This is a genomic window from Parafrankia irregularis, assembly GCF_001536285.1.
Classification (GTDB): domain Bacteria; phylum Actinomycetota; class Actinomycetes; order Frankiales; family Frankiaceae; genus Parafrankia; species Parafrankia irregularis.
Map to the genome: position 1 here is coordinate 377448 of NZ_FAOZ01000003.1, position 25420 is coordinate 402867.

Here is a 25420-nt window from a genome sequence, read left to right on the forward strand (position 1 = left end):
GGCGCCGCCTCAGCCTGCGCTGCTTGGCCGGCGTCACTCGGCCGGCCGCCACTGCTCGACCGGGGTTACTCGGCCGCCGCCGCGTCAGCCGGGTCGGCGGGCTTCGGCTCGGCGGTCAGCAACGGCGAGTGGGTGTTCGACGGCCACTGCGGCCGGTAGTAGCCGCGGAAGTGCAGCTCGCCACCGCGCAGCTCACGGATCGTCAGAAAGTCGCCCTTGTAGCCGCGGTGGTCGTACGGCGCGAACGTGATGTAGGCGCCCGGGCCACCGTTCGTGCACGGCATCCACTTGATCTTCTCGAGGCCGAGCCGGACCTCGCTCGGGATGGGGATCATCGCGTTCGCGATGCCGTGGATGCCGGCGCGGGCCGTGTCGTAGCCCAGCGCGACGACGACGTTGCGGGTCACCCGCCCGAACCTCGCCTCGAACCGCCGGACCATCGCCTCGTAGTTCGGGTTCGCGCCGTCCTCACCGAGCTGGTCGACGCCGTGCCAGCCCTCCAGGCCCTCCGCCCAGGCGTTGGAGTTGGAGTAGAACATGAACGCGGTGCCCATGAAGCGGGGCGGATCCCAGTCGAGGGCTTTGAACGCGGCCGCGAAGTGGAACGTCGAGTAGCCGTAGCCCATGTAGACGATGGCCTCGGCGCCCTGCTCGCGCATCGTCGCGAGCTTCTCCTGGAAGCCACGCGGGTTCGGCCCGAGGCTGACCTCCTTGACGATCTCCACGCCGACGTTCTGCGCGGCGAGCCGGAAGTAGTCCGAGTAGTGGTCCCCGGAGGAGCCCTTCTCCCAGAAGAACCCGACCTTGGTGTAGCCCTGCTGCGCGCACCAGTTGGCGCCCATCACCGACTCGGTCGGGATGTCCCCGTTGGCGACCGTGAAGCAGTAGTCCCCCGCGAACTTCACGCTGCCGGTCCAGCCGATGCAGGCCACGCCGGTGGCGTTGACGACGTCCTGCAGGTTCAGCGAGTTGTCGGAGATCATCGGGCCGAGCACCACGACGCAGCCGAGCTCGACCAGCTTCAGGTAGCCCTGCCGGACCTTGCGGTAGTTCTCCCGCGGCAGGCCGCGCGCGTCGACCGTGATGATCTCGACCGGCCGGTCGTAGACCCCCTCGTTCAGCGCGTCCTCGATCGCCAGGATGGTCGAGTCGATCCAGTCCGACAGCAACTGGCCGAGGTCCATGTCGACCAGGATGCCGATCTTGACGGGTTCGAACGGGTCCCCCTGGCCGACCACCCCACGGGTCGGCGGGTACACGACGATCGACTCGACCGCCTTCTCCCCGACCTGGCCGCCGCCCTCGTACCAGCGGCCCTGCGGGTCGTTGTAGGTGACCGCGTCCGTCCCGCGCTCCACCGTCGACACCGCGCGGTCGGGCCGGGCGATCCCATGGTCGATCGGCGCCGGGAACATCCGGTGCGCGTACTGCACGGGCTTTTCCTCGCTCATCAGCGCGACTCCCTATTTCCAAGGCCCGCCGGGACGGACCAGATCTTCATATCCGAAAGGGCTCGGAGCAGCTCAGGATCGACACAGCAGCAGGTCAGGACCGGTGGAGCAAGGTCATCACCTCGGTCACGACGAGCGCGCCGGCCTCGTCGCGGAACTCCGAGCGGACCCGGACGAACGTCCGGCGCCGGTCGTCGCGACCGGTCTTCACCTGGACGTCCTCGACCACGCCGGTGAGGGTCAGGACCGCGCCGACGAGCACCGGCGCGTGGTAGGTGAACTCCTGCTCCGCGTGCAGGATCAGCCCACCGCCCGCGCGCAGCTCGCCGATCAGCTCGGTGAGATCCACCGCGCCCGGCGGCTGCTCCGGGCTCAGCTCCTCGTAGGCGGCGAGCAGGCGGGCGGCGAAGGTGAACGTGGGGGGCGCGGGAATGCCGGCGAAGCCGGCCTCGGCCGCCACGTCCGGGCGCTGGTAGACGGGCGAGGTGTCGGTGACCGCGGTGGCGAACGCGGCGACCTGCCCGCGTTCCACCACGACCGTCGCCGACCGCAGCGCGCGGCCGGTCACGTCAGTTGTACTCATGAGCAGAACTCCAGGGGAAGGCGAGGCGCGGTTCAGGCGGGCCGGAACACCGGCAGGGTCACCTCGCCGACGTCGGAGAAGTCGACCTTGAGCCGCATGCCGATGGTCAGGTCGGCCTCGGTGGCGCCGACGATGGTGGTCTCCAGCCGCGGTCCCTCGTCGAGGTCGACGATGGCGGCAAGGTAGGGAACCCGGTCCCGGAAGGGCGGCAGGTCGTTGGCGTGCACCTGCGACCAGGTGTAGAGCGTCCCGGTGCCCGCGGCCTGCTCCCAGCTGACGTCCTCGCTCCAGCAGGTCGGGCAGAACGGCCGCGGGTACAGGTGCGCCCGCCCGCAGCCGCCGCACCGGCGCACCAGCAGCTCGCCGCGGCGCGCCGCCTCCCACCACGGCGCGGTCTCCGCCTCGATCGTCGGCAGGTCGTATCGTGCTCCGCCGCTCATGCCGACCGCCGCCGCGGTGCCGCGACCGCCGAGCCGGTGAGGACGACGGCGCCCTTCTCGGTGACCACCCGGCAGTCGAGCTCGACGAGGTGGGTGGCCTCGTCCTTGCCGCGCACCGTGATCTCGGTGGTCAGGGTGTCGTCCGGCCAGGCCTGCTCGGTGAAGCGGACCTTGTAGCCGCGCAGGTTGCCGATGCCGACGAAGTCGGTGAGCGCGGTGGCCAGGAAGCCCGCGGTGAACATCCCGTGGGCGAACACCGAGCGCATGCCGGCGGCCTGGGCCTTGACCTCGTCGTGGTGCATCGGGTTGAAGTCGTGCGACGCACCCGCGTACCGCACCAGGTCGGTGCGGCTGAGCCGATGGCTGCGCGCCGGCGCCTGCTCGCCCTCCCCGAGATCCTCGAAGAAGACTCCACCTTCGTCCATGTGCTCTCCTGACGGCGCTCCACCGGCCCCGGCACGGATCAGGCCCGGTCCGACGAGCGAAGGATTGGATAGTAAATACAGTCTGGCGGACCGGCCGGCTACCCGCGCGGGATCACGAGCGCGTCGACCGCGACGGCGCCCCGGCCGGCCGGCCGCACCATGATCGGGTTGATGTCGAGCTCGGCGATCTGGTCGCCGAGCTCGACGGCGAGGGCCTGCAGCCGCATGATCGTCTCGACGAGCGCGTCGATGTCGCCAGCCGGGCGGCCGCGGGCGCCCCGCAGCAGCCGCACACCCCGGGTGGACTCGATGACCGCCCGGGCCCGGTCCGCGTCGAACGGCGGCACCGCGAAGGCGACATCGGCGAACACCTCGGTGAACACACCGCCGAGCCCGAAGGTGATCGTCGGGCCGAAGGGCGGCTGGTGCGACAGGCCCAGGATCACCTCGGCGACCGCGTCGGTCACCATCTCGGCGACGACGACCCCGTCGATCCGGGCGTCCGGGGCCGCGGTGAGGGCGGTGGACGTCAGCCGGGCGTAGGCCGCCCGCACGTCGTCCGCGTCCCGGACACCCACGGCCACCAGGCCAAGGTCGGACTTGTGCGCGATGTCGGCGGAGGCGATCTTCAGCACGACCGGGAAGCCCAGCTCCGTCGCGGTCGCGACCGCCTCGTCCGGTGAGGTGATGAGCCGCTCCGTCACCACCGGGATGTCGTAGGCCGCCAGCAGCTGCTTGGAGTCGACCTCGTTGAGCGCGCCGGAGCGGGTCGCCAGCAGCGCCCGCGCCCGCGCGGTGGCTTCCACGGACGCCCGCGGCGCGCTGCTCTCGGCCTCCAGGGCGAACGGGCTGCGGTACTCACGGACGAGCCGGGAGAAGCGCCCGAGCTCGCCGAGCCCGCGCACCGCGGCGCCGAACGAGTGGAACAGCGGCACGCCGGCCGCGCACAGCGCGCGGTACGCGTCATCGTCGCGGATCGGCGACGTCCAGGCGGCGACCACCGGCTTGCCCTGCCCGGCCTGCGCGCGCTCGTGCAGCGCGATCAGGTCGCGGGCCAGCGCGTCGCTCATGCCCGGGAACACCCCGGTGATCGGCGCGAACAGCACGTCCACGTTCGGGTCGTCGAGCATGATCTCGAGCACCCGGCGGTTCTCCGGGCGCGCGGTGATCACACCGCCGGAGTCGACGGGGTTGTCGCGCTTGAGGTACCAGGGGATGTACTCGCCGAGGGCGGCGACCGTCTCGGGCGTGAAGTGCGGCACCGGCACGCCCGCCAGCCCGCACAGGTCCGCGACGTGCGACGCCGTGCCACCGGACATCGCGTAGACGGCGACCCCACCGGCCCCCGGGAGCAGGCCGGCGTGGCAGAACAGGCCGGAGATCTCGATGACCTCGTCGATGTCGTCGACCCGGATCACGCCGTACTGGTCGAACACGGCGTCGTGCACGGCGTCCGGCCCGGTCAGGTGGCCGGTGTGGGCGGCGGCCATGGCCCGGCCCTCCTCGCTGCGCCCGACCTTGATGGCGATGACGGGGATGCCGGCCCGCACACAGGCGTCGGCGGCCAGCATGAACGCCCGCCCGTCCTGGAAGCCCTCGACGTAGGTCGCGATCGCGCCGACACCGGGCCGGGTGGCGAGATGGCCGGCGACGTCGGCCCATTCGATGTCGGTCTCGTTGCCCAGGGTCGCCCACATCTCGATGCCGATCCCGAGCACCTGGCCCTGGGTGATCGGCCGCCCCTGGTAGCCGGACTGCGTGATGATCGCGAGCTTCCGACCAGGTAAACCCTGCTGCCAGGGCTCGAAGATGTTGAGGTTGGTGTTGGGGCCGATGATGCGGGTGGAGCCGGCGGCCAGCTCACGCAGCCGGGCCTCGGCCGCGTCGCCCTCGGCGGTGCCGAGCTCGGAGAAGCCGGCGGAGAAGACGATGACGAAGCCGGCCCCGCGGGCCACCGCCTCCTCGACGGCCGGCAGCGGGTCACGGACGAGCACGACCACCACGTCCGGGTCCGCGGGCAGCTCGGCAACGGACGGATAGGCCCGCACGCCGAGGATGTCGCTCTTCTTCGGATGCACCGGGACGACGTCGGCACCGAGCGCGCCGAGGCGCTCGCGGACCTGCGTCCACTGGGCCCGCTGCGGGCTACCCTCGGTGTCCGTCGCGCCGACGACGGCGACGACCCGCGGGGAGAACAGCCGCGACCAGTCGATCTGCCGCAGCGCCGGCGCCTGCTCCGCCGCCGCGGGTGAGGCCGAGTCCACGTCTGGTTCCGGCAAGGCCGACCTCCTCGAATCCGCACTCGAACGCTGCGGCCAGACCGCCTGACCTGCGACAGTTGGCTATCGATATCATATACATTATCCTCTCTGCAGCCGAGGCGATTCCTGATTTCGCCGGCCCGGCACAGGCAGCAGCAGGCGAACCGGTCGACATGGCGAGGCGATCTTGACGGATCAGATGACGCATGACCTGACGCAGGCCCCGGCCCACGAGCCGGTCGACGAGACGTTGGTGGCCCGCATTCCGCGGCTCATCGACATGGACGCACATGTCGTCGAGCCCCCCGACGTGTGGAGCTCCCGGCTTCCGCAGCGCTACCGCGAGGCCGGCCCGCACGTCGTCCACGCACCGGCCGGCGAGGTGAAGCTGGTCGGGTCGAGCTACATCGAGGCACCCGGCACCGAAGGCCCGGACGTGGCCTGGTGGGTCTACGAGGGCCGCCACACCAGCCTCAAGCGCTACATCGCGGCCGCCGGCGTCCCGGCCGACGAGGTGACCATGGACGGCATCACCTTCGACGAGATGCGCCCCGGCTGCTGGAAGGTTCCCGACCGGGTGGCCGACATGGACCTCAACGGCGTCGAGGCACAGCTCAGCTTCCCGAACTACCCGCGGTTCTGCGGGCAGATGTTCCTGTGGGGCAAGGACAGGGAGCTGGCGCTGCTGTCCGTCCAGGCCTACAACGACTGGATGGTCGAGGAGTGGTGCGGCACGTCGGGCGGCCGGCTCATCCCGCTGTGCATCGTGCCGCTGTGGGACGTCGACCTGGCCGTCGCCGAGGTGCGTCGCAACGCCGCCCGCGGGGTGCGCGCCGTCGCGTTCAGTGAGCTGCCCGCCTACCTGGACCTGCCGAGCCTGCACTCCCGGTACTGGGACCCGTTCTTCGCCGCCTGCGCCGAGACCGGCACGGTCGTGTCGATGCACATCGGCTCGGGCACGAAGACCCCGCAGACCTCGGCGGACGCACCCGAGGCCGTCGCGGCCACCATCCTGTTCGGCAACAGCGCGGCCAGCCTGGTCGACTTCCTGTTCTCCGGGGTGCTGCACCGCCACCCGGCGCTGAAGCTGATGTACGCCGAGGCGCAGATCGGTTGGATCCCCTACGTGCTCGACCGCGCCGACGACGTCTGGCTCACCCACCGCGGCTGGGCGCACGGCCAGCAGAACTGCCCCGAGCCGCCGTCGACGTACTACCGCCGGCAGGTCTACAGCTGCTTCTTCAAGGACCCGGTCGGGGTCGGCCTGATCGACCGGATCGGCATCGACAACGTGGTCTTCGAGACCGACTACCCGCACCAGGACGGCACCTGGCCGCGGTCCCGCGAGGCGGCGGCCAGCCAGTTCGGCCACCTGTCGGCGACCGACATCCACAAGATCTCGCGGGGGAACGCGGCCGGGCTGCTCGGCCTGACCATTCCCGGGCCCGAGACCACCGGCGGTACCCGCCCATGAGGCTGGTCGACCTGCTCGAACCACGGCCGGACGACGAGACCACACCCGCGGTCTTCGTCGAGGAGCAGGTGGTCACCCGGGCGGCGCTGCGCGCAGGTTCGGACCAGTTGGCCGAGCGCCTGCGCGCGGTCGGGGTGCGACCGGGCCACCCGGTCGCGGTGATGCTGCCGAACACCGCCGAGGTGGTCGCCGCGATGTTCGGCGTGTGGTCGGCCGAGGCGGTGTACGTGCCGCTCAACCCGCGCAGCTCCGACGCGGAGATCGGCCATCTGGTGGATGCCGTCCAGCCGGCGGCCGTCGTCACCCTGGCGCCCTGGGCCGACCGGCTCCAGGACACCACCCGGCCGGTGATCGTGGCCGTCGACGACGAGGCCACCGGCACGATCGGATGGCGTAACGGGACGGGCACGCTCCAGGCTCCGGACGTGCCCGCCCACGAGGCCGACATCGCACTCGTGCAGTTCACCTCCGGGACGACCGGGCGGCCCAAGCCCGTTCTGCTGCGGCACTCCGGCTATCTGGCGCTGCTGGAGCCGGTGCTGCGCAAGCTGGTCGGGGACGCCGCGGCCGGCGACCTCGCGCGGCGCAAGGCGCCGATGCCGAACCTCATCCCCACGTCGATGTCACTGTCGGCCGGCATTTACAACGTGCTGTTCGCGTTCCGGGTCGGTGCGCCGGTCGTGATCATGCCGACGTTCACGACGGCGGCCTTCGCCGCGGCCGTGGCCCGGCACGGGATCCGCTCCACGGTGCTGCCGCCGGCGGCGATGAACATGCTGACCGACGACCCGGCGATCACCTCGCTGGCGCCGTTGCGGTACGTGCGCGGCATCACCGCCCCGCTGTCCCCGCTGCGGGCCCGGATGTTCCGGGACCGCTTCGGCGTCATGGTGCTCAACTGCTACGGCCAGACCGAGATCGGCGGGGAGATCATCGGCTGGAACGCCGCCGACTCCCGCGAGTTCGGCGAGTCCAAGCTCGGTTCGATCGGCCGCCCCCACGCCGGTGTCATCCCGCGGATCGTCGGGGCGGACGGTGCGGAGCTTCCCGTTGACGAGCCCGGTGAGCTGCATGTGCGCACCCCCGCGGTGTCGGCCGGCTACGCCGACGGCTCGGCGCTCGGCGACCGGATCACCGCCGACGGCTGGTTCCGCACCGGTGACATCGCCCGTATCGACCCGGACGGCTTCATCTGGATCGAGGGCCGGGTCTCCGACATGATCAACCGGGGCGGGCTCAAGGTCTTCCCCGGCGAGGTGGAGGAGGTACTGCGGCTGGTGCCGGAGGTGGCCGACTGCGCGGTCGTCGGCGTGCCCGACGACCGCCTCGGCGAGGTGCCGTGGGCGTTCGTCGTGCCCCGCCCCGGCGCGGCGTTGGACCCCGACGCGCTGCGCGCCGCCGCCCGCGAGCGGCTGCTGCCCTACAAGGTCCCCGTCCGGTTCGTGCCGCTGGACGAGCTCCCCCGCACCGAGGTCGGCAAGGTCAGGGCTGGTGACCTGGTGCGCGCCGCCGAACAGGCGGCGGCCGAGACGACCGTCGACGCCGGCGCGCACCGGACCTGAGCTCGCCGGCTGGCGTGGGCTCCCTCCGTGGGCCCATGCGTTTCCGCCGCTTTCAGCACTGCGTAGGTCAGTGATCGAACAGCCAGCCGAGGGCGGCGCGGGCCACGGCGGACAGCAGCACCGTGAGCACCGTCGAGGCCGGGTTCCCGCGCCGGCACCGGCACGCGTCCGGCGGGCCCGAAGGACCGTCCGGGCCCGCCGGAGGCTGCTGGCCGCTCGCGTTGGTCGTTGTCATCAGGTCCCCTCGGGTCGAAACGACAGCCGCGCCGGGCGGCGCGAGGACCACCTTGCGTGCCGATATGACCGCGAGCCGCGATCGTGGACGAGAATGGAATCCGGGACCGGATCAGCCGTCCCGGCCCGGCGTTCCACGGCCAGCGTGGTGGAAGCCGGTGGAAACGGGGAGGCAGGATGGCGGACGCGTCCCGGGGCCCGGTCGCGGAGATCTGTGCCGGCCTCGAACGGCTGCGGGCCCGTGCGGGGCTGTCCATCAAGGACCTGGTCGAGAAGACCGAGTACAGCAAGTCCCACCTGTACAAGATCCGGAACGGCGAGATCACCACACCACCCGACGAGGCGCTCGCGGAGGCCTGGATCCTCGCCTGCGGCGCCACCGACGGCGAGGCCGCCGCTGTTCTCCAGGAGTTCCGCGAGCTCGCCGCGGAGCACCGCAACATGCGCCGCCGGGCCCGGGAAAGCCGTCACGAGGGCCGTCACGAACCACCGCCGGCGCTGTCCCCCCAGCCGCCGTCCGCCCAGGCGGCGTCGCCGGCGCCCGGTACACCGGTTGACGCTGAGCGGTTCCGGGTCGGCCTGCCGCCTCGGGTCGCGGACCACTTCCGGCACCGCCGTGCCGCCGACGAACTCGGGCGCCCGGTCGCCGACGGCGTGGCGGGCGAGCTGTGTCAGGTGCTGTCCGGTATGGGTGGGGTCGGCAAGACCCAGCTCGCGGCCAACCACGCCCACCAGCTGTGGTCCGCGGGCGCGGTGGACGTCCTGATCTGGGTGACCGCGGTGAGCCGCGAACAGATCCAGGTCGCCTATGCGAACGCGGCCACGCGGATCATCGGCGCCGATCCGGCCGATCCGGCGCTGGCCGCCGAGCGGCTGTTGGAGTGGCTGGCCACCACCGACGTACGGTGGCTGATCGTCATCGACGATCTCGCGGACCCCGCCGATCTCTCCGGTCTGTGGCCACCTCGGCAGCGGCACGGGCGCGTGCTGGTCACCACCCGCCGCCAGGATGCCGCCCTCGTCGGCCCCGGGCGCCGCCGCGTCGACGTCGGCCTCTTCACCTCGGACGAGGCCGCCGGCTACCTCGCCGCCGTGCTCGTCGCACACGGCCGATCCGACGATCCGGACCAGATCGCCGGCGTCGCCGCCGACCTGGGGTGTCTCCCACTCGCCGTGGCTCAGGCCGCCGCCTACATCGTCGACTCGCCCCACCTTGACTGTGCCGCCTACCGGCGCCGGTTGGCCGACCGCGCCAGCACCCTGGCGGACCTGGCTCCGCACGCCCGGCCGGACGAGCAGCGCGACGCCGTGCACGCGGCCTGGTCGCTGTCCATCGATCGAGCCGACCGATGCCGTCCGATCGGCCTGGCCAGACCGATGCTCGAACTCGCCGCGGTGCTCGATCCCAACGGCATACCCGAGGCGGTCCTCACCAGCCCTCCGGCGCTGGCCTACCTCGCCGCCCACCGCGCACAGCCGGCCGACGGAGGGAACCTCGCGGGCTCGGGGGACCAGCGGCCGGGCGACGGTGAGCCGGACTCCGTGGCCGCGTCGTCTCGCAAGCGGTCACCGGTGACCGCGGACGACGCTCGCGACGCCCTCGCCGTCCTCCGGCTGCTCAGCCTCGCCGACTACGCCCCCGGCGACGGGGAGCGGACCCTGCGTGTCCACGCGCTGGTCCAACGGGCCGTGCGCGAGCCGCTGCGGCCGCAGCGGGCGTTCCTTCTGGCGCGGTTCGCGGCCGACTCGGTGTTGGCTGCCTGGCCCACCGTCGATCGGCCAGGAGTGCTCACCCAGGCGCTGCTCGCGAACACGGCCGCGCTGCGATCGACCTCCGGTGATCATCTTCACCGTCCGGAGCCGCATGATGTGCTTTTCCACGCAGGTAACTGCATGGGGAACATCGGCCTGCTCAGCACGGCGATCGACCACTACCAGCAGCTCTGCCGGCAGATTCGGACGCATCTCGGCCCCGACCACCCGCTGGGCATGAACGCCCGGAACAACCTCGCGCACTGGCAGGGCCGGTCCGGTGACTCCGCCGGCGCCGCCGCCTCCAACGCAGAGCTCCTCGCCGACCAGGTCCGTGTCCTCGGCCCCGACCACCCTGACACCCTTCCCACCCGCAACAACCTCGCCTACTGGCGGGGGCAGGCCGGTGACCTCGCCGGTGCCGTCGCCGCCTTCGGCGAACTGCTGACCGACGTGACGCGGATTCTCGGCCCCGACGACCGGCTGACCCTCGCGACCAGGAACAACCTCGCCTACTGGCACGGCCGGGCGGGCGATCCGGCGGGTGCGGTCGCCGCCTCCGAGCAGCTGCTGGCCGACCGGCTGCGCGTCCTCGGCCCCGACCACCCCGACACCCTCCTCATCCGCAACGACCTCGCCAGCTGGCGTGGTCAGGCTGGGGATGCGACAGGTGCGGCCGCCGCCCTCGGGGAACTGCTGGCCGACCGGCTGCGCGTCCTCGGCCCCGACCACCCCGACACCCTCGTCACCCGCAACGAGCTCGCCCTGTGGCGTGGCGCGGCGGGGGACCCTGCCGGCTCGGTCGAGGCCTTCCGTGAGCTGCTGGCCGACCAGACGCGGGTCCTCGGTCCGGACCACCCGGAGACGCTCACCACCAGGCACAACCTCGCCTCCGGGCTGGGTGTGGCGGGCGATCCGTCCAGGGCGGTGGACGCCTTTGGAGAACTGCTGGCCGACCGGCTGCGCGTCCTCGGCCCCGACCACCCCGACACCCTCCTCAACCGGCACAACCTCGCGTACTGGCGCGGTCAGGCCGGGGACCGCTCCGGCGCAGTGGAGGCACTCGTCCAGCTACACAGTGACCAGCTCCGGGTCCTGGGGCCGGACCACCCTCACCTCCACGTCACGCTCAACGAACTGCTCTGCTGCCCGGAGGATCCGACCCAGGGCATGCGGGCCTTCGAGGCCGTTCTCACCGAGCAGCAACGGGTCCTCGGTGCCGGCCACCCGCTCACCCGGGGCACCGAGCACAACCTCGCTGGTTGGCGACAGCACGCCGAGGGCGCGGCAGGAAGTGGTGCCGGGCGACGGTGAGGGCAGGCCTCCGCGGCCGGACCGGATGGAACCGGGCTCAGCCGACACGCGATTGCGCGGGTCAGCGGGTCAGGGCCGGCAGCACCTCGGCCAGCAGCCGGCGGCGGGTCTGCGGCGCACGGGCACAGGGCACCAGGACGAGGTGCTCGGCGCCGGCGTCGACGAACGCGCGCAGCCGTGCGGTCACCTGCTCCACCGTGCCGACGCAGGCGACGCGCTGCAGCATGGCCGAGAAGTCACCCCGATAGGTGCCGCCGAGGAACTGTTCCGCCTCCGCTCGGGCCTGCGCCTCGTCGTCGTCCAGACTGACGAAGACGTATGCGTACCAGCCGAAGTCGCGCAGATCGCGGCCGGCGCGTTCGGCCTGGGCCCGGATCTCGGTCACCGAGGCCGCGTAACGCTCCGGCGAGTACAGGTAGGGCATCCATCCGTCGCCGAGCTGGGCCGCGCGGCGCATCGCCGGGTCACGCCGGCCCGTCACCACGATCGGCGGTCCACCCGGCTGGGCGGGAGCGGGGTGGATCCGGACCTGGTCGTGACGGTGGTGGCGGCCGGCATGCGTGACCGGTTCAGCGGTCCAGAAGGCACGCAACAGCCCGATCGCCTCGTTGGCGCGGCTGCCACGCTCCTCCCGCGGAACCCCGCAGGCATCGAAGTCGGACGGGTACTCCCCACCGACTCCCACTCCGACCGTGAGCCGCCCGGCCGATGCCTCGTCCAGGTCGGCGAGCTGCTTGGCGAGCAGGCCAGGTGGATACAGCGGCAGGATCAGGGTGGCGGTGCCGATGCGGACGGTGCGGGTCTGCTCGACCAGCCTCGCCAGCCAGACCAGGGGCTCCCGAGTCGGGTTCAGCGACGCGACGTGCCCACCCACCCACAGCGAATGCGCGCCCAGGGCCTCCAGCTCCGCGACCTCCTCTCGGGACGTCGGCGCCAGAAACCCCATCCGGACAGGTTCGGCCATCCTGCGGATCACCTCATTTCATCGGCCAGATGATCGCAGTCATTCTCCGTTGGCGCACATACGCTCCCGAACGGGCTGGAACGCGTCGCCCGTCGGGTTCACCTGTACGAACGCGTAGCACTCCTGCAGGACATCGGAGTTGTTCCGCATGTTCACCGGGCTGACCAGGCCGCCGGCGTCGTAGCCGGTGAGATCGCGTAGTGCGCTGACGACACCGGCGCGGGTCGGGCAGGCCCCGGCCCTCTCCAGCCCCTGCAGGAACAGGTCGGTGTAGATGTAGGCGTTCATCGAGTACTCCTGCTCGGCCCGGACGGCCTGCGGAGCGAAGCGGCTCATCGCGTCGCGATAGCGGTCGATGGCGGGACCGCCGGCCTCGAACGGCCGGAAGTAGACGGGAAACGACACACCGGCGAGCGCCGGCCCCAGCCTGGCCAGCCGCGCGTGGTCGTACCCGCTCAACGCGACGGTGACCACGAGGCGTGGCACCGTGGTTCGGATGGCCGGCAGGATCTCGGCGAGGTCCTCCGCCGTGGTCAGGCCGACGATGGAGTCCGCACCCAGGGCGGCGATCTTGTGGGCGATCTGCGCGGGGCTGTCGGCCAGGCGTGCGTAGGAGACCGCTCCCACCACCTTCAGTCCCACCGACTGCAGTGCCTGGGTGTAGCGATCGGCGGCTCCGGTGGTGTTGCCCGCGATCCCGGAGAGCACCAGGGCGACTTTCCTACCTGAACTGGCCTGGATGTAACGCCCGATCGTCACCGGCGACGCGTCATAGGCGTAGGAGAACATGTTCGGGTGCTCGGCCCAGTCCGGGCTCCCGGCGAGGCCCACGACAGGCACATCCTGCTCGGTGAGCGCGTCCGTCGACTCCTCGAGTGCCGTGGTGACGGTCACCAGGCCGATCACCTGTCTCGACCCGACGAGTTCCCTGGTCACCAGCACGTTGCGGCTCTGCAGGTCCTCGTCGTCGCGCCACTCGTAGACGACCTGACGGCCGTGCACGCCGCCCTCGGCGTTGGCCAGGCCCAGCCTCGCCTCAACCCCGGACCGGGCCGCGGAGAAGACGTCACCGGACGGGCCGGAGTCGGAGAGGACGAGCCCGAGCCGCACCTGGGTGCTGGTCACCCCGGGACTGGTGCAGGCGTTCGCCTCGACGCCGCCTGATCCGGACCCGGAACACCCCGCGGCGGCGGCGAGGACCAGCACGGAGGCCGACCCCAGCGACATCCGTCGCAGCAGACGATCGCGTACCCGGGTACCGCGCGGCGGGGGCGACGAATCGTCGGGTGGGGCGCATCGACGCGAAGGCTGACTCACACCAAATCACTCCACACGTCCCATGGTGAAACAGAAGAAGGCGAGTGTCTCACCTCCACGAGAAGTCCCGGCGACAGGGTTGCGGGCGCCACCCCTTCACACATGTCTTCAAGTGATGACATCATGCGATGACAAACTTGCTTCAGACGTTGGGACGCTACGTGCACACGAAGCCGAACCCCGCCCGACCAGCACGAACCAACCGCACACGCCCCGACGAGCGGTCCGGAGCCCACCAGCAGCCGGGTGCGGTCGCCCACACCCACCCCCACCCCGGCCTGCTGCTCGGGGTCCTCATCTACTGCGGACTCGTGATCGCGGTCATCGGCACGCTGGGCACCCCACTGATCCCGCTGATCGCGGACGCCCAGCACGTCTCGCTTTCCGACGCCCAGTGGCTGCTCACCCTGACCCTGCTGACCGGCGCGGCCTCCACTCCCCTGCTCGGCCGGCTTGGCGACGGGCCGCACCGGCGCACCGTGCTGCTCGCCGGGCTCGGCACCGTCGCGGCGGGCTCCCTCCTCGCCGCCACCGCGAACGGATTCACGCAGCTTCTGGTCGGGCGCGGCCTCATGGGCGTCGGTGTGGGCCTGATGCCGCTGGCGCTGGCGATCGCGCGCGACCTGCTGCCACCCCGACAGCTGGCCGCGGGCATCGGCGCACTGTCGATCACGGTCGCGACCGGCGCGGGCCTCGGCTACCCGCTCAGCGGGCTGATCGCGGAATCGTTCGACTACCACGCCGGGTTCTGGGTGGCGGCCGTGCTCACGGCGGCAGCGATGGCCGCGGTGCTCGCCGTCGTGCCGGGCAGGGCCAGCACCCGAGCCGCCCGCGGACCGGTCGACCTGGTGGGCGCGCTGCTGTTCGCCGCCGGGCTCAGCCCGCTGCTGGTCGCGCTGAGCGAGGGCGAATCGTGGGGCTGGACGTCGCCGCGGATCATCGCACTGTTCGGCTCCGGAATCGTCTGCCTCGTCGCGTGGATCATGCTGGAGCTGCACAGCGCGCACCCGCTGGTCGAACTGAAGTACCTTGCCGCCCGGCCGGTCCTCATCGCCGACGTCTGCGCGATTCTCGCCGGGTTCGGCATGTTCAACGCGATGACCTTGATCAACCGGCTCGCGCAGGCCCCGACGTCGACCGGCTACGGGTTCGGCGCGTCACCGGCCGTGCTCGGCCTGGTGATCCTGCCGCTGGCGGTCGGGACGGTGCTGGCCAGCCGGTGGTCACGTTGGTTGGGCCCACGCACCGGCGGCGGCCGCGGCCTGCTGCTGGTCGGGCTGTTCGCGGTCGCCCTCGCCGAGTTCGGCCTGGCCGTCCGGCACGACCATCTCGTCGAGCTGGGCGGGGCCACCTTCCTGTTCGGAGTGGGTATCGGGCTCGCCTTCGCGGCGATGCCCGGCCTCATCATCGGCTCCGTCCCGCCGCATGAGACGGGCAGCGCCACCAGCTTCAACCAGGTGCTGCGCACCGTCGGCGGCTCGGTCGGCAGCGCGCTGGGAGCGGCGATGCTCGCTGCCCACACCCCGGCCGGTGCCACCGAACCCAGCAACAGCGGCTACACGGTGGCGTTCGTCATCGCCGGCGGCGTCGGCGTGCTGGCGATGCTCGCCGCACTGGCTCTGCCCAGCTCCCCGCGTGCCGGCGAGCCCGCGGTGCCCGCCTCCCGGCAGGCGGAGCTGGAGACTCTGCAGGAGGAGGCGGCGGACGCCGCCGCCTCCGGACTCGTCATGGCCGATGATGTCGAACCATGAACACCACCCGACGGCGCGACGCGGCGCGTAGCCGTCAGGCTCTGCTCTCCGCGGCGGCAGACCTGTTCGCCGAGCGCGGCTATGCGGGCACCGCCATCCGGTCGGTCGGGGATCGGGCCGGCGTCGACCCGGCCCTGATCGCCCGCTACTTCGGCGGCAAGGAGGGGCTGTACCAGGCCGTCCTCGCGGCCGATCCGCTCCTTGGCCAGAGCGCCGGGGATCACCCTGGCCCGGCGGACGCCCCATCCCCGGCTCAGCCGGGGGATGCCACCAGCGCATCCGCCGCGGGATCCGTCGCCCAGGCCAGCGACACCGCGACCGGCGCGACCGGGACCGCTGGCGCAGGCGGCACAGCCAACGCGGCCGGAACCCCCAGCACAGGAGAAACGGCTGGCGCGGCCGGTTCGGCGGAGCCGCACGATGCGGAGCCGGCGGAGCCCCTGGCCGCGGTGAGCGCCCTGGTGGACCGGGCGATCACCAGGTGGACGTCCACCGGTGTGAGCGCCGCGGCCCAGAACGTGTTCCGCCGCGAGGTGGATGCCGCCGCGCGCCAGGCGACCCGCGAACGGCTCGACACCGTGCTCCTGCCGCTGCGCGACACGATCACCGGCCCCGATCCGGAGCTTGCGGCCGAGCTCGCCGTGGCGCTGCTGTTCGGCGTCGGCGTCGCCAGGGACGCCGGCACGCTCCCCCGGCTGTCCACCGCCTCCGCCGACGAGCTGCGCGAACCACTCATCGCCGTGCTCGCCGCTGCCCTCAACCTCGCGGACGCCCCGCAGACGTGATCACCGTGTCACCACGTCGCGGCACTTCAGGCCCCCACTGCCCTTGATCTCGGACAACCCGCCGTTCGACAGGTACCCGACGGGCTGGGTGACCACCGTCCCGCCCGCGCCGGGGCGCTGTTCCAGCTCCTGCAGCACCACCAGTCGGGATCGGCCCACCCGTACGTCCCCGGTCGCGACGCCCGCACGCCAGGGCGGGGTGACGAACTCCCGCGCCCGGAGGTCGATCTCGCCGGTCATACCCTCGTACCTGGTGCGCGGGAGCTTCTCGCGGACCGCGTCCCGGGTGACCGGCACGTCCTCCCTGTCAAGCTGGCGGGTGACGGCGGCGAGAAGTCCGAAGACGTCGTAGGCGACCTGGATGTGCCCGCCCGGCTCGACCGCGTGGTGATCAAGCTCGGCACTCTTCAGCGCCTGGTAGTCACAGCCGAAGCGATTCCAGGCCTCCTGGGAGTTGTCCGACAGGATCCCCCTGGCCGTGGCGGTCGTACCGAAGGTCGTGAAGTACACGTGCGCTCCGCTTTCCTCGAGGGCCCTGGCCATCTCCACCTCCTCGGTCTGCGTGATGTCGTCGCCGCCAACCACGGTGATCCGTGCAGCGCAGTCTGCGTCGAGGTTGCGCGAGCCGAGCACGGACACGAGCGGGATCGCCTCGTTGGCACGACCGGTGTAGATGAGCACATGGTGCCGGCCGGGGTCCGGGTCGGACTCGCACAGCTGCCTGACCTTCTCCGCGAAGAACCCGGTGAGACCGGTGTCGTTCGCGTCGAAGCGAATCACCGACGAGTCGTCATCCCCGATCGCCTGCGCGGTACCGGCCAGCAGCCGCCGGTAGTCACCGGCCAGTCCCGTGCTGTAGTCGTCGTCGGCGGAGAGGACCAGTGAGGTCCGGGCACCGGGATGCTTCTGTGCTATCCAGTCCGCGCCGAGCTGCGCCTGGAGCCAGTTCGCCGGCGAGATCCGGAAGTAGTTCGTGAGCTCGCCCCGGTCATCACCGGACTGCGCCGAGGACACCATCGGGATGTCGGCCTGGCTGAGCGCTTCCATCGCCCGCGAGGTCGAAGCGGGGATTGTCCTGGTTGGTACTCAGCTGGGTCGCCACGACGACCTTCACCACGGTCCGCTTCCCATCCGGATTGAGATCCTCGTCGACGCGACGGTTTCTCCGTGGCGATCAGGTCCGCGAGCCGCGCGATCAGTTTGTAGCGCCAGTTGCTGGAGAAGTCGGCGGGAGCTGCCGCCGCTTACCCGTGCGGAGATCCTCGGGGGCCCCGGGTGGGCCGTGGATCCACCGGTTCTAGCCGCCGGTGACCGCGCGGTTCAGCAGACCGGCGATGTAGTCGCTGGACATGTCCCGGCCGGAGAAACGGCGCACGAACACGTGGAACAGAACCGTGCCCATCAGCATGTCGAGTACGTCGTCACCGCTGACATCCACGGCCGTGCTTCCCGCCGCGGCGGCGAGCATCTCGCGGAACGACTCGCGGACACCGCTGCCCACCCGGCCGGCGAGGGCGTTGTTCTCCGGGTCGGACTGGTAGACGCTGAGCAGAGCGGGAAACGCCGCGCGCGCCGCGGGCTGATCGAAGGTCGCGAGGAAGGCGTCCACGTAGCGTTGGAGGTCCCGCCTCAGATCGCCGGTGGCTCGCACGGCGACGCTGTCGAACCCGGGGAAGACCGCGTTCTCGATCATGGCGATTCTTGACGGCCAGCGCCGGTAGATGGCGGGTGCCCCCACGCCCGCGCGCCGGGCGACCGCCGCGATCGTGGTCTCGGCGAAGCCCCTCTCGCTCAGCAGTTCGAGCGTCGCCTCCCGGATCCGCTCGTCGACCTGAGGGTCGCGTGGCCGCCCCCTGGACGGATCCGGCCCGCCGCCAGCGGCGGCACCGGGATTTACGTTAGATTGTGCCACGAAAATATTTTATCCATCTGGTGGCGCTGCTCCAACGGCCGGCCCTGTTCCAACGGCGCAGTGGCCGATGACGGACTCGTCACCGGGCGGCGCCACCCGAGGGTCTGATGCGAGGCGGGCGAGCGGCGCCCGCCTCGACCATCGGCGTAGTGAGGCACACATGCGTCCAGCTCTGCCGTTCGTTCATCCAGCACCGTCGTTCGTTCGCCGGGCGGCGGGCCACCGTGCGGATCTCGGCCGGCCAGAACACATCCAGCGGGTGCGCTGGCTGGTGCTCGTGGTGCTGTGCGCGAACCTCGCGCTGATCGCGCTGGACGCCACGATTCTGAACGTGGCGTTACCGACCCTGCGCGCTCCCGGCGCCGATGGTGGTCTTTCCGCTTCGGTGCGCCAGCTTCAATGGATCAACGAGGGCTACATCATCGTCTTCGCCGGGCTCCTGCTGACCACCGGCAGCCTTGGCGACCGCTTCGGAAGGGCACGCCTTCTCACCTGCGGCCTCGCCGCCTTCGCCGCGGGCTCGCTGCTGTCGGCGCTGGCCTCGTCGCCTGACCAGCTGGTCGCGGGCCGGTGCGTGATGGGTCTCGGTGCCGCGCTCATCATGCCCGCCACGCTGTCGATCCTGTCGAACGTCTTCACCGACGACCGGGAACGCCGGGTGGCGGTCGGAATCTGGTCGGGGGTCTCGGCGATCGGCTCGGTGAGCGGGCCGCTCATCGGCGGGCTCCTGCTGTCCCGCTTCTGGTGGGGCTCGGTCTTCCTGGTCAACCTGCCGATCGTCGCCGTGGTCCTGGTGCTGGTGTTTCTGTACGTCCCCGAATCGCGGGACCCGGCGGCCCGACCGCTGGATCCCTTCGGAGCCGCGCTCTCGATACTCACCCTGGTCGCCCTGCTCTTCGCGATCATCGAGGCACCGACCCACGGCTGGCTCTCCCCCGCCGTCCTCGCCGCCTTCGCTGTCAGCGCCGTTCTACTCGCCGTGTTCATAGCCTGGGAGTTCCGCACCGGAGCTCCCATGCTCGACCTGGGCTTCTTCCGCGATCCGCGATTCAGCGTCGCGAGCCTCGCGATCGCGCTGACGTTCTTCGGCATGTACGGGACGTCGTTCATCCTGACGCAGTACCTACAAGATGTTCTCGGCCTCACCCCGCTCGGTGCCGGCGCGCTGGTGGCACCGCAGGCCGTCGTCTTCTTCCTGGTCGCCACCCGGGTCGCTACGCCGCTGGCCGAGCGGGCCGGCGCCCGCGCGGTCATCACCGCCGGTCTCGGCACACTCTCCGTCTTCTTCGCCGCGCTCGCGCTCTGCGACAGCGGGACGTCACTCGGCGTCGTCATCGCGATCACCTGCGGGGTGGGGGTGGGAATGGGACTGACCCTCGGCCCGGCGACCTCGTCGATCATGTCGTCCGTGCCCCGCGAGCGGGCCGGCGTCGGTTCGGCGATGAACGACACCACCCGACAGGTCGGCGGCGCGCTGGGCGTCGCGGTGCTCGGTACGATCCTCAGCAGCCGCCCGACGAACGACGAGTCGGTGACGACCGTGGCGCGCGCACCTTCGCTGAGCGGCCTGCACGCGGCCGCCCTCACCGCCGGCATCGTCGTCGCCTGCGCGATTCCCCTGGTGGCGCGCTACCTGCCCGCCCGCCAACGAGCTCATCCAAGGACACACCTGATGAGGGACGCACATGGCCAGTCCTCCGCGGAATAGCCAGAACGCCAGGGTCGCCCTGGTCACGGGGGCGTCCTCCGGCATCGGCGCGGCCGTCGCCGAAGCTCTGGTCAGGCGGGGACTGCGCGTTGTCGGCACCAGCCGTGACCCGGCGGCGGTCGGCAGCCCGCCCGCGGGGGTGGAGCTCGTCGCGCTCGACCTCACCGACGAGGCGTCCATCGAGCGCTGCGCCGCCGCGGTGGGGCGGGTCGACGTCCTGGTGAACAACGCGGGCGAAAGCCAGAGCGGCCCGTTGGAGGAGCTTCCGATCGAGGCGGTCAGGCGCCTTTTCGAGCTCAACGTCTTCGGCGCCATCCGGCTTACCCAGCTCGTGCTCCCCGGCATGCGCGAGCGCGGCTCCGGCTGTGTGATCATGGTTGGTTCGATGCTCGCGAGCTTCCCGCTGGCGTACCGCTCTTCCTATGTGGCATCCAAGGCGGCCATCAAGGGATTCGCGAACGCCGCCCGCCGCGAGGTCGCCCCCTACGGGGTCAGGATCAGCACGGTCGAACCGGGCTCGATCAACACCGGGATCAGCCAGCGGCGCACCCAGTACCTGGCCGCGGGCTCCCCCTTCACGGCGGAGTACCACACGATGCTCGCCGCCCTCGACGCGAACGAGGCGGGCGGGATCTCGGCCGCCGAGGTCGCCCGCACCGTGCTCCGGGCGATCGAGGCGCGCCATCCCAGGCCGCTGTACGCCGTCGGCAGCAACGCCCCACTGGTCTTCGCGCTGCGTCGCCTGCTGCCCCGCGCCGTGGTCGAGAAGGCCGTCGCCCGCCGCCACGGCCTACGCTGACCCCGCCGTACACGGCCTACGTCCGCTGACGTCAGCTCAGCCTGTTCGGGAGGCAAACATGTCCGGGTCCCGGCCCGTTCTGCTCGTCATGGACTTCCAGCACGGCATCGTCGAGCGCCTGGGCGCGGCGGGTGCATCGCCCGTGCTCGAGGCCGCCGGGCGCGCGGTCGGTGCCGCCCGGGGCCGGGGGATTCCGGTCATCTTCGTCCGGGTGGCCTTCCGCGCCGGCTTTCCCGAGATCGCCGAAACCAATGCGAGATTCAACACGCTGCGCCGGGCTGGCGGAGCGCCGGTCGAGGACCAGCCCGGCGCCCAGATCCACACCTCGCTCGCACCCGGACCCGACGAGCCGGTCGTCACCAAGCGCCGGGTGAGTGCGTTCAGCGGGAGCGACCTCGACGTACTGCTGCGCGCCGCCAAGGCCGACACGCTGGTCCTGGCCGGCATTTCCACCAGCGGCGTGGTCCTCTCCACCGTGCGCCAGGCCGCCGACCTCGACTACCGGCTGGTCGTCCTCGCCGATGCCTGCGCGGACCCCGACCCGCAGGTGCACGGCTTCCTGACCGAGAAGGTCTTCCCCCCGCAGGCCCTGGTCACCACGGTCGACGACTGGGCCCGCACCGGCTGACGACCACCCGCGCCAGGCGTTCTCCAGCATTATTAGCCTTCGACGCCACCAGAGAGGGAAGCGATGTCGCGACTGTGCCAGACCGAGGGACTCACCGAGGACCAGATCGAGATCCTGAAGACCGTGCGGACCTTCGTGGACGAGCAGATCATCCCGGTCGCCCAGGAGCTGGAGCACGCGGACGAGTACCCGCAGGAGATCGTCGACGGGCTCAAGGAGCTCGGCGTGTTCGGGCTGATGATCCCCGAGGAGTACGGCGGCCTGGGTGAGTCACTGCTGACCTACGCGCTGTGTGTGGAGGAGATCGCGCGCGGCTGGATGAGCGTGTCGGGCGTGATCAACACCCACTTCATCATGGCCTACATGCTCATGCAGCACGGCACCCCGGAGCAGAAGCAGAAGTACCTCCCGCGGATGGCGACCGGCGAGGTCCGCGGTGCCTTCTCGATGTCCGAGCCGGGCCTGGGCTCCGACGTGTCGGCGGTCTCGACCAAGGCGACGAAGCAGGCCGACGGGTCGTACTCGATCACCGGCCAGAAGATGTGGCTGACCAACGGCGCCACCTCGACGCTGGTGGCGTTGCTGTGCAAGACCGACGAGGGCGCGGAGTCGGTCTACAAGAACATGACGACGTTCCTCCTCGAGAAGGAGGCCGGGTTCGGCGAGACCGCGCAGGGCGTCACCGTGCCCGGCAAGATCGACAAGATGGGCTACAAGGGCGTCGAGACGACCGAGCTCCTCCTGGATGGCCACCAGATCGCGGCCGAGCAGATCCTGGGCGGGCAGCCCGGCAAGGGCTTCTTCCACGTGATGGACGGGGTCGAGGTCGGCCGGGTCAACGTGGCCGCCCGGGCCTGCGGCCTGGCCTGGCGCGGTTTCGAGCTGGCCGTCGCCTACGCCCAGCAGCGCAGGACGTTCGGCAAGGTCATCGCCGACCATCAGGCGGTGTTGTTCCGGATCGCGGACATGGCCACCAAGGTCGAGACCGCGCACACGATGATGGTGCGCGCCGCGCGGCTGAAGGAGACCGGCCGGCGCATGGACGTCGAGGCCGGAATGGCGAAGATGGTGGCCTCGGAGTACGCCAACGAGGTCGTCGAGGACTCCTTCCGGATCCACGGCGGCTACGGCTACTCCAAGGAGTACGAGATCGAGCGTCTCATGCGCGAGGTCAAGTTCATGCTCATCGGCGAGGGCACCAGCGACATCCAGAAGATGATCATCGGCCGCGCCCTGCTCAAGGACTACCAGCTCCGCTGAGCGGACGGCGGGCCGTCTCCCACGGTTCGGCGAACCCGTCGCGCCTCAGTAGACCCATCTGTAGGCCGCTGCCACCGCGGCGGGTTCGGCGTCCGCCATCCGGGCCGCCTCGCCGCGGCGGACCGCGATGATCGCCTCGGTCAGAGTCGGGCCGAGGCAGGCCTGCAGGTCGGGGCGGCGGGCGAACTCGTCCAGCGCCTGCGTCATCGTGGTCGGAAGGCGGCGGATCTCGTCGCGGGCCAGCTCTTCGTGACTCAGGCTGGCAGGGTCGACGGTGACCTCCGCCGGCAGGTTCAGTCCTCGGGTCAGGCCGTCGCGGGCGGCGAACAGCAGCCCCGCCAGCAGCAGATACGGATTGGCCGCGAGATCGGCGCACTTCACCTCGATGTTCGCCGCGTCGGCCTGCTGCCCGATGCTCCCGCGGACCAGGCGGAGCGCGGCCTCCCGGTTCTCATAGCCCCAACAGCCGTAGGCGCCCGACCAGCGGGTGGGGCCCAGGCGCAGAAAGCTGGACGGGCTCGGCGTGGCGAGAACGGCCAGCGCCGGCAATGCCTCGAGAACACCCGCGGCCATTCCTTCCCCCGCGCCGGTCAGGCCGTACCTGCCGCTTCCGCCCGCGAACAGGTTGACCCCGTCGCGCCACGCGGAGAGGTGAACATGCCCGCCGTTTCCGACCTCACCGGCCACCACCGACGGAGCGAAGGAAACACGCAGCGCATGCCGGCCGGCGATGGCCCGGACAGTCTGCCGGACGAGGACGCTGCGATCCGCGGCGCGCACCGGGTCGAGTGCTCCCACCGACAGTTCGAACTGCCCCGGTGCATATTCCGGGTGCAGCTGGTGCACCTCTGTTCCCTGCGTGGCGAGGGCGGCCAACAGGTCCTCGGTGAACGCGGTCATCTCGATCATCCGCGTCATTCCGTACGCGGGTCCGCCACAGGCGGGGACGAATTCGTCGGCCGGCGTGTCGCCGCGGGCGAGCACGAACTCGATCTCGATGGCGGCCTGGAAGTCCAGGCCTTCGTCCTGCAGGCGGGACTGGAGGTGCCGCAGCAGCGTTCGGCTGCACCCGGGATGAACGGAGCCGCCCTGCTCGATCCGGTCGAGGGGAGCCCACGCCCATCCCGGCTGGCCTGCCAGCGCAGTGAGCTGGCCGAGGTCCGGATAGAGCCGGAGATCCCCGACCGGCCCACCAAGGCGATCCGCCGGCGGGATCGACCCGTCCGCGAGCATGATGTCGAAGATCGGGGACATGCCGACACCCCACTTCGCCGCCGCTGCCAGCGCGGCCGTGGCAACCCCTTTCACCCGGGTTATTCCCGCGGTGTCGACATAGCAGAAGGCGATCCCTTTTACGCCGGCACCGGCCAGCCGGGCGGACAGTTCTTCGGCGAGTTCGACGTCGCCGGGGCGGCCGCCCGGAACCGGATCGGCCAGCCCACCCGGACGCCCAGATTCCGACCGCACATCGCCTCCAGCCCAGGTCGTGGCGCGAATCCAGATTCCGCATCCCGCGGCTGACACAAGGCGGCGACGGGATCCGGTGATCCTACCGTGACGCCGAGTGTTCTTTGCCTGCTCCGAACCATGTCACGGCCGGACCCGACTGCCGGCGGACTTCCGTGCCCGATTTCTGGACAGATGGTGGGCAGTCTCGGCCTCGGCGATCCGGAGCACCGGCTGCGCGGGCCGAACCACGGCAGGCAGCAGGCTTATCCGCGTTTCCCAGGTTCTTCTGCATGTTCCTTAAGCTCCCGTTAGGGGTGCGGGCCTTTGCTGGGACGACGGGGACGACGGTCGCTCGGCGGCCATGCGGGGACAGGAGCCGGTGTGGGTATCAGGGACCGTTGGCTGCTGTGGCGGCACGCCGAACGGCGAACCGTCCTGGATCGCGAGGCGACCATCGGTGACCTCGCGGACCTGCGCCGCTTCGCATGCGAGCGGCTCGGAGTCGAGTTCTACGCGGAACCGGAGACGACCGCCACCGACGCGACCGTCGTGGCCGTCGACAGTGACGGCGCCTGGATCCGGCGCCGGGTGGGCGGGCCTGCCGTCGCCCGCCGGCTCGCCCGCGATCTCGCGCTGCCCGTGTACGACGCGTCGGTTGTCGGCTATCCCCGACGCATGCGGGAGTGGGACCGGCGGAACCGGACGTAGATCTCGCCGGATCCCCTGCCGGCCATCGGGGGATTCCACACCCGGTCGCCGGCTCCAGGCGGGACCATTGCCGAATGGACGCCCAGCGGGTTCTGGTTGTCGGTAGCGGCGGGGCGGGAAAGAGCACACTGAGCCGACGGCTCGGTGAGCTCTGGGAGCTTCCAGTGGTCCATCTCGACCAGCATTTCTGGAGCCCGGGATGGGTCGAGATGCCCGACGACGCCTGGCGCGAGGTCGTCACGCGGCTCCTCGGCGCACCACAGTGGATCATGGACGGCAACTACGCCGGCACGCTGGACCTCCGGCTCCCCGCCGCCGACCTGATTCTCTTCCTCGACCTGCCACGTCGCGTCACCGTCCCACGGGTTATGTGGCGGCGGATCAGATGGCACGGCCGGACTCGCCCGGACGTGCGGCCAGGCTGCCCCGAGCACGTCACCGGGGAGTTCCTGGCCTGGCTGTGGACCTACCCCCGAAGCGGACGGGTCCGCCTCGTCACCGCGATCACCGAGGCTGACGTCTGGTCACGCGTGGTCCGGCTGCGCAGCCCACGCCAGGTGCGCCGGTGGCTGGCGCTGGAGGCCCAACAGGACCGCCAGGACCGCCAGGACCGCCAGGACCGCCAGGACCGGCGTTGACCCGC

Annotated in this window: 22 protein-coding genes; 11 read left to right on the plus strand and 11 right to left on the minus strand. The window is 71.2% G+C overall.

The window, feature by feature from the left end; all coding sequences use genetic code 11:
* Positions 1 to 65: 65 nt before the first annotated feature.
* From AWX74_RS06520 to AWX74_RS06540, 5 genes are all read right to left on the minus strand, one after another.
* Positions 66 to 1451 carry an ABC transporter substrate-binding protein gene (locus AWX74_RS06520; protein ID WP_091272648.1) on the minus strand — a complete coding sequence of 462 codons (1386 nt, stop codon included), beginning with the start codon at positions 1449 to 1451 and terminating at the stop codon, positions 66 to 68.
* A gap of 94 nt (positions 1452 to 1545) precedes the next feature.
* Positions 1546 to 2034, minus strand: coding sequence for an FAS1-like dehydratase domain-containing protein (locus AWX74_RS06525; protein ID WP_091272651.1), 489 nt, complete (start codon positions 2032 to 2034; stop codon positions 1546 to 1548).
* A 32-nt stretch (positions 2035 to 2066) separates the two neighbouring features.
* Entirely contained in the window at positions 2067 to 2474 is a 408-nt protein-coding gene (locus tag AWX74_RS06530; RefSeq protein WP_091272652.1) for a Zn-ribbon domain-containing OB-fold protein, read from the minus strand.
* Positions 2471 to 2899: a MaoC family dehydratase gene (locus AWX74_RS06535; RefSeq protein ID WP_091272653.1), complete on the minus strand. Its 429-nt coding sequence runs from the start codon at positions 2897 to 2899 to the stop codon at positions 2471 to 2473. The genes AWX74_RS06530 and AWX74_RS06535 overlap by 4 nt, the downstream gene beginning before the upstream one ends.
* A 98-nt stretch (positions 2900 to 2997) precedes the next feature.
* Positions 2998 to 5178, minus strand: a complete 2181-nt coding sequence (locus AWX74_RS06540) for an acetate--CoA ligase family protein (RefSeq protein WP_091272655.1) — start codon at positions 5176 to 5178, stop codon at positions 2998 to 3000.
* A 181-nt stretch (positions 5179 to 5359) separates the two neighbouring features.
* On the opposite strand from AWX74_RS06540, the gene AWX74_RS06545 reads away from it, so the two are divergent.
* Together AWX74_RS06545 and AWX74_RS06550 are read left to right on the plus strand one after the other, a co-directional pair.
* The gene (locus tag AWX74_RS06545; protein ID WP_091272657.1) at positions 5360 to 6634 is read left to right on the plus strand and encodes an amidohydrolase family protein; all 1275 of its coding nucleotides are present in this window, start codon (positions 5360 to 5362) and stop codon (positions 6632 to 6634) included.
* Positions 6631 to 8196, plus strand: a complete 1566-nt coding sequence (locus AWX74_RS06550; RefSeq protein WP_091272659.1) for a class I adenylate-forming enzyme family protein — start codon at positions 6631 to 6633, stop codon at positions 8194 to 8196. Before AWX74_RS06545 ends, AWX74_RS06550 begins: the two co-directional genes overlap by 4 nt.
* Before the next feature lie 67 nt (positions 8197 to 8263).
* Here AWX74_RS06550 and AWX74_RS39845 read toward each other — a convergent pair whose 3' ends face one another.
* Positions 8264 to 8431, minus strand: a complete 168-nt coding sequence (locus tag AWX74_RS39845; RefSeq protein WP_165615488.1) for a hypothetical protein — start codon at positions 8429 to 8431, stop codon at positions 8264 to 8266.
* A 176-nt stretch (positions 8432 to 8607) separates the two neighbouring features.
* Here AWX74_RS39845 and fxsT point away from each other — a divergent pair, with 176 nt between their 5' ends.
* Entirely contained in the window at positions 8608 to 11496 is a 2889-nt protein-coding gene (fxsT, locus tag AWX74_RS06560; RefSeq protein WP_114476365.1) for an FxSxx-COOH system tetratricopeptide repeat protein, read from the plus strand.
* A gap of 61 nt (positions 11497 to 11557) precedes the next feature.
* On the opposite strand, the gene AWX74_RS06565 is transcribed toward fxsT, so the two are convergent.
* Both AWX74_RS06565 and AWX74_RS06570 read right to left on the minus strand, forming a co-directional pair.
* A complete protein-coding gene (locus AWX74_RS06565; protein ID WP_091272662.1) occupies positions 11558 to 12460 on the minus strand; it encodes an LLM class flavin-dependent oxidoreductase in 903 nt (300 codons plus the stop codon).
* Positions 12461 to 12499: 39 nt separating this feature from the next.
* A complete protein-coding gene (locus AWX74_RS06570; protein WP_226930854.1) occupies positions 12500 to 13687 on the minus strand; it encodes an ABC transporter substrate-binding protein in 1188 nt (395 codons plus the stop codon).
* 218 nt (positions 13688 to 13905) lie between these two features.
* Here AWX74_RS06570 and AWX74_RS06575 point away from each other — a divergent pair, with 218 nt between their 5' ends.
* Entirely contained in the window at positions 13906 to 15528 is a 1623-nt protein-coding gene (locus AWX74_RS06575; RefSeq protein ID WP_226930853.1) for an MFS transporter, read from the plus strand.
* Positions 15525 to 16313 carry a TetR/AcrR family transcriptional regulator gene (locus tag AWX74_RS06580; RefSeq protein ID WP_091272668.1) on the plus strand — a complete coding sequence of 263 codons (789 nt, stop codon included), beginning with the start codon at positions 15525 to 15527 and terminating at the stop codon, positions 16311 to 16313. The genes AWX74_RS06575 and AWX74_RS06580 overlap by 4 nt, the downstream gene beginning before the upstream one ends.
* Here the strand turns inward: AWX74_RS06580 and AWX74_RS06585 are convergent, their stop codons facing one another.
* The gene (locus AWX74_RS06585) at positions 16314 to 17360 is read right to left on the minus strand and encodes a type 1 periplasmic-binding domain-containing protein (RefSeq protein WP_091272669.1); all 1047 of its coding nucleotides are present in this window, start codon (positions 17358 to 17360) and stop codon (positions 16314 to 16316) included.
* 250 nt (positions 17361 to 17610) lie between these two features.
* Positions 17611 to 18225 (minus strand): TetR/AcrR family transcriptional regulator, encoded by a 615-nt coding sequence (locus AWX74_RS06590; protein ID WP_091272671.1) that lies wholly within the window; start codon positions 18223 to 18225, stop codon positions 17611 to 17613.
* A gap of 160 nt (positions 18226 to 18385) precedes the next feature.
* Here AWX74_RS06590 and AWX74_RS06595 point away from each other — a divergent pair, with 160 nt between their 5' ends.
* The 4 genes from AWX74_RS06595 (at position 18386) to AWX74_RS06610 (ending at position 22620) form a co-directional block, all read left to right on the plus strand.
* Entirely contained in the window at positions 18386 to 19933 is a 1548-nt protein-coding gene (locus AWX74_RS06595) for an MFS transporter (RefSeq protein WP_165615489.1), read from the plus strand.
* Positions 19911 to 20732, plus strand: a complete 822-nt coding sequence (locus AWX74_RS06600) for an SDR family oxidoreductase (protein ID WP_091272675.1) — start codon at positions 19911 to 19913, stop codon at positions 20730 to 20732. The genes AWX74_RS06595 and AWX74_RS06600 overlap by 23 nt, the downstream gene beginning before the upstream one ends.
* A gap of 58 nt (positions 20733 to 20790) precedes the next feature.
* Complete coding sequence (locus AWX74_RS06605; protein ID WP_091272677.1) at positions 20791 to 21360, plus strand: cysteine hydrolase family protein; 570 nt, start codon at positions 20791 to 20793, stop codon at positions 21358 to 21360.
* A 63-nt stretch (positions 21361 to 21423) separates the two neighbouring features.
* On the plus strand, positions 21424 to 22620 hold the full coding sequence (locus tag AWX74_RS06610; RefSeq protein WP_091272679.1) for an acyl-CoA dehydrogenase family protein: 1197 nt from the start codon (positions 21424 to 21426) through the stop codon (positions 22618 to 22620).
* 45 nt (positions 22621 to 22665) lie between these two features.
* Here the strand turns inward: AWX74_RS06610 and AWX74_RS06615 are convergent, their stop codons facing one another.
* Positions 22666 to 24087, minus strand: coding sequence for a type I glutamate--ammonia ligase (locus AWX74_RS06615; protein ID WP_091272680.1), 1422 nt, complete (start codon positions 24085 to 24087; stop codon positions 22666 to 22668).
* A 363-nt stretch (positions 24088 to 24450) separates the two neighbouring features.
* Between AWX74_RS06615 and AWX74_RS06620 the strand changes: the two genes are divergently transcribed.
* Together AWX74_RS06620 and AWX74_RS06625 are read left to right on the plus strand one after the other, a co-directional pair.
* Positions 24451 to 24777 (plus strand): hypothetical protein, encoded by a 327-nt coding sequence (locus AWX74_RS06620; protein WP_091272682.1) that lies wholly within the window; start codon positions 24451 to 24453, stop codon positions 24775 to 24777.
* Positions 24778 to 24851: 74 nt separating this feature from the next.
* Positions 24852 to 25415, plus strand: coding sequence for a P-loop NTPase family protein (locus tag AWX74_RS06625; protein ID WP_091272683.1), 564 nt, complete (start codon positions 24852 to 24854; stop codon positions 25413 to 25415).
* The last annotated feature ends 5 nt before the right edge of the window (positions 25416 to 25420 follow it).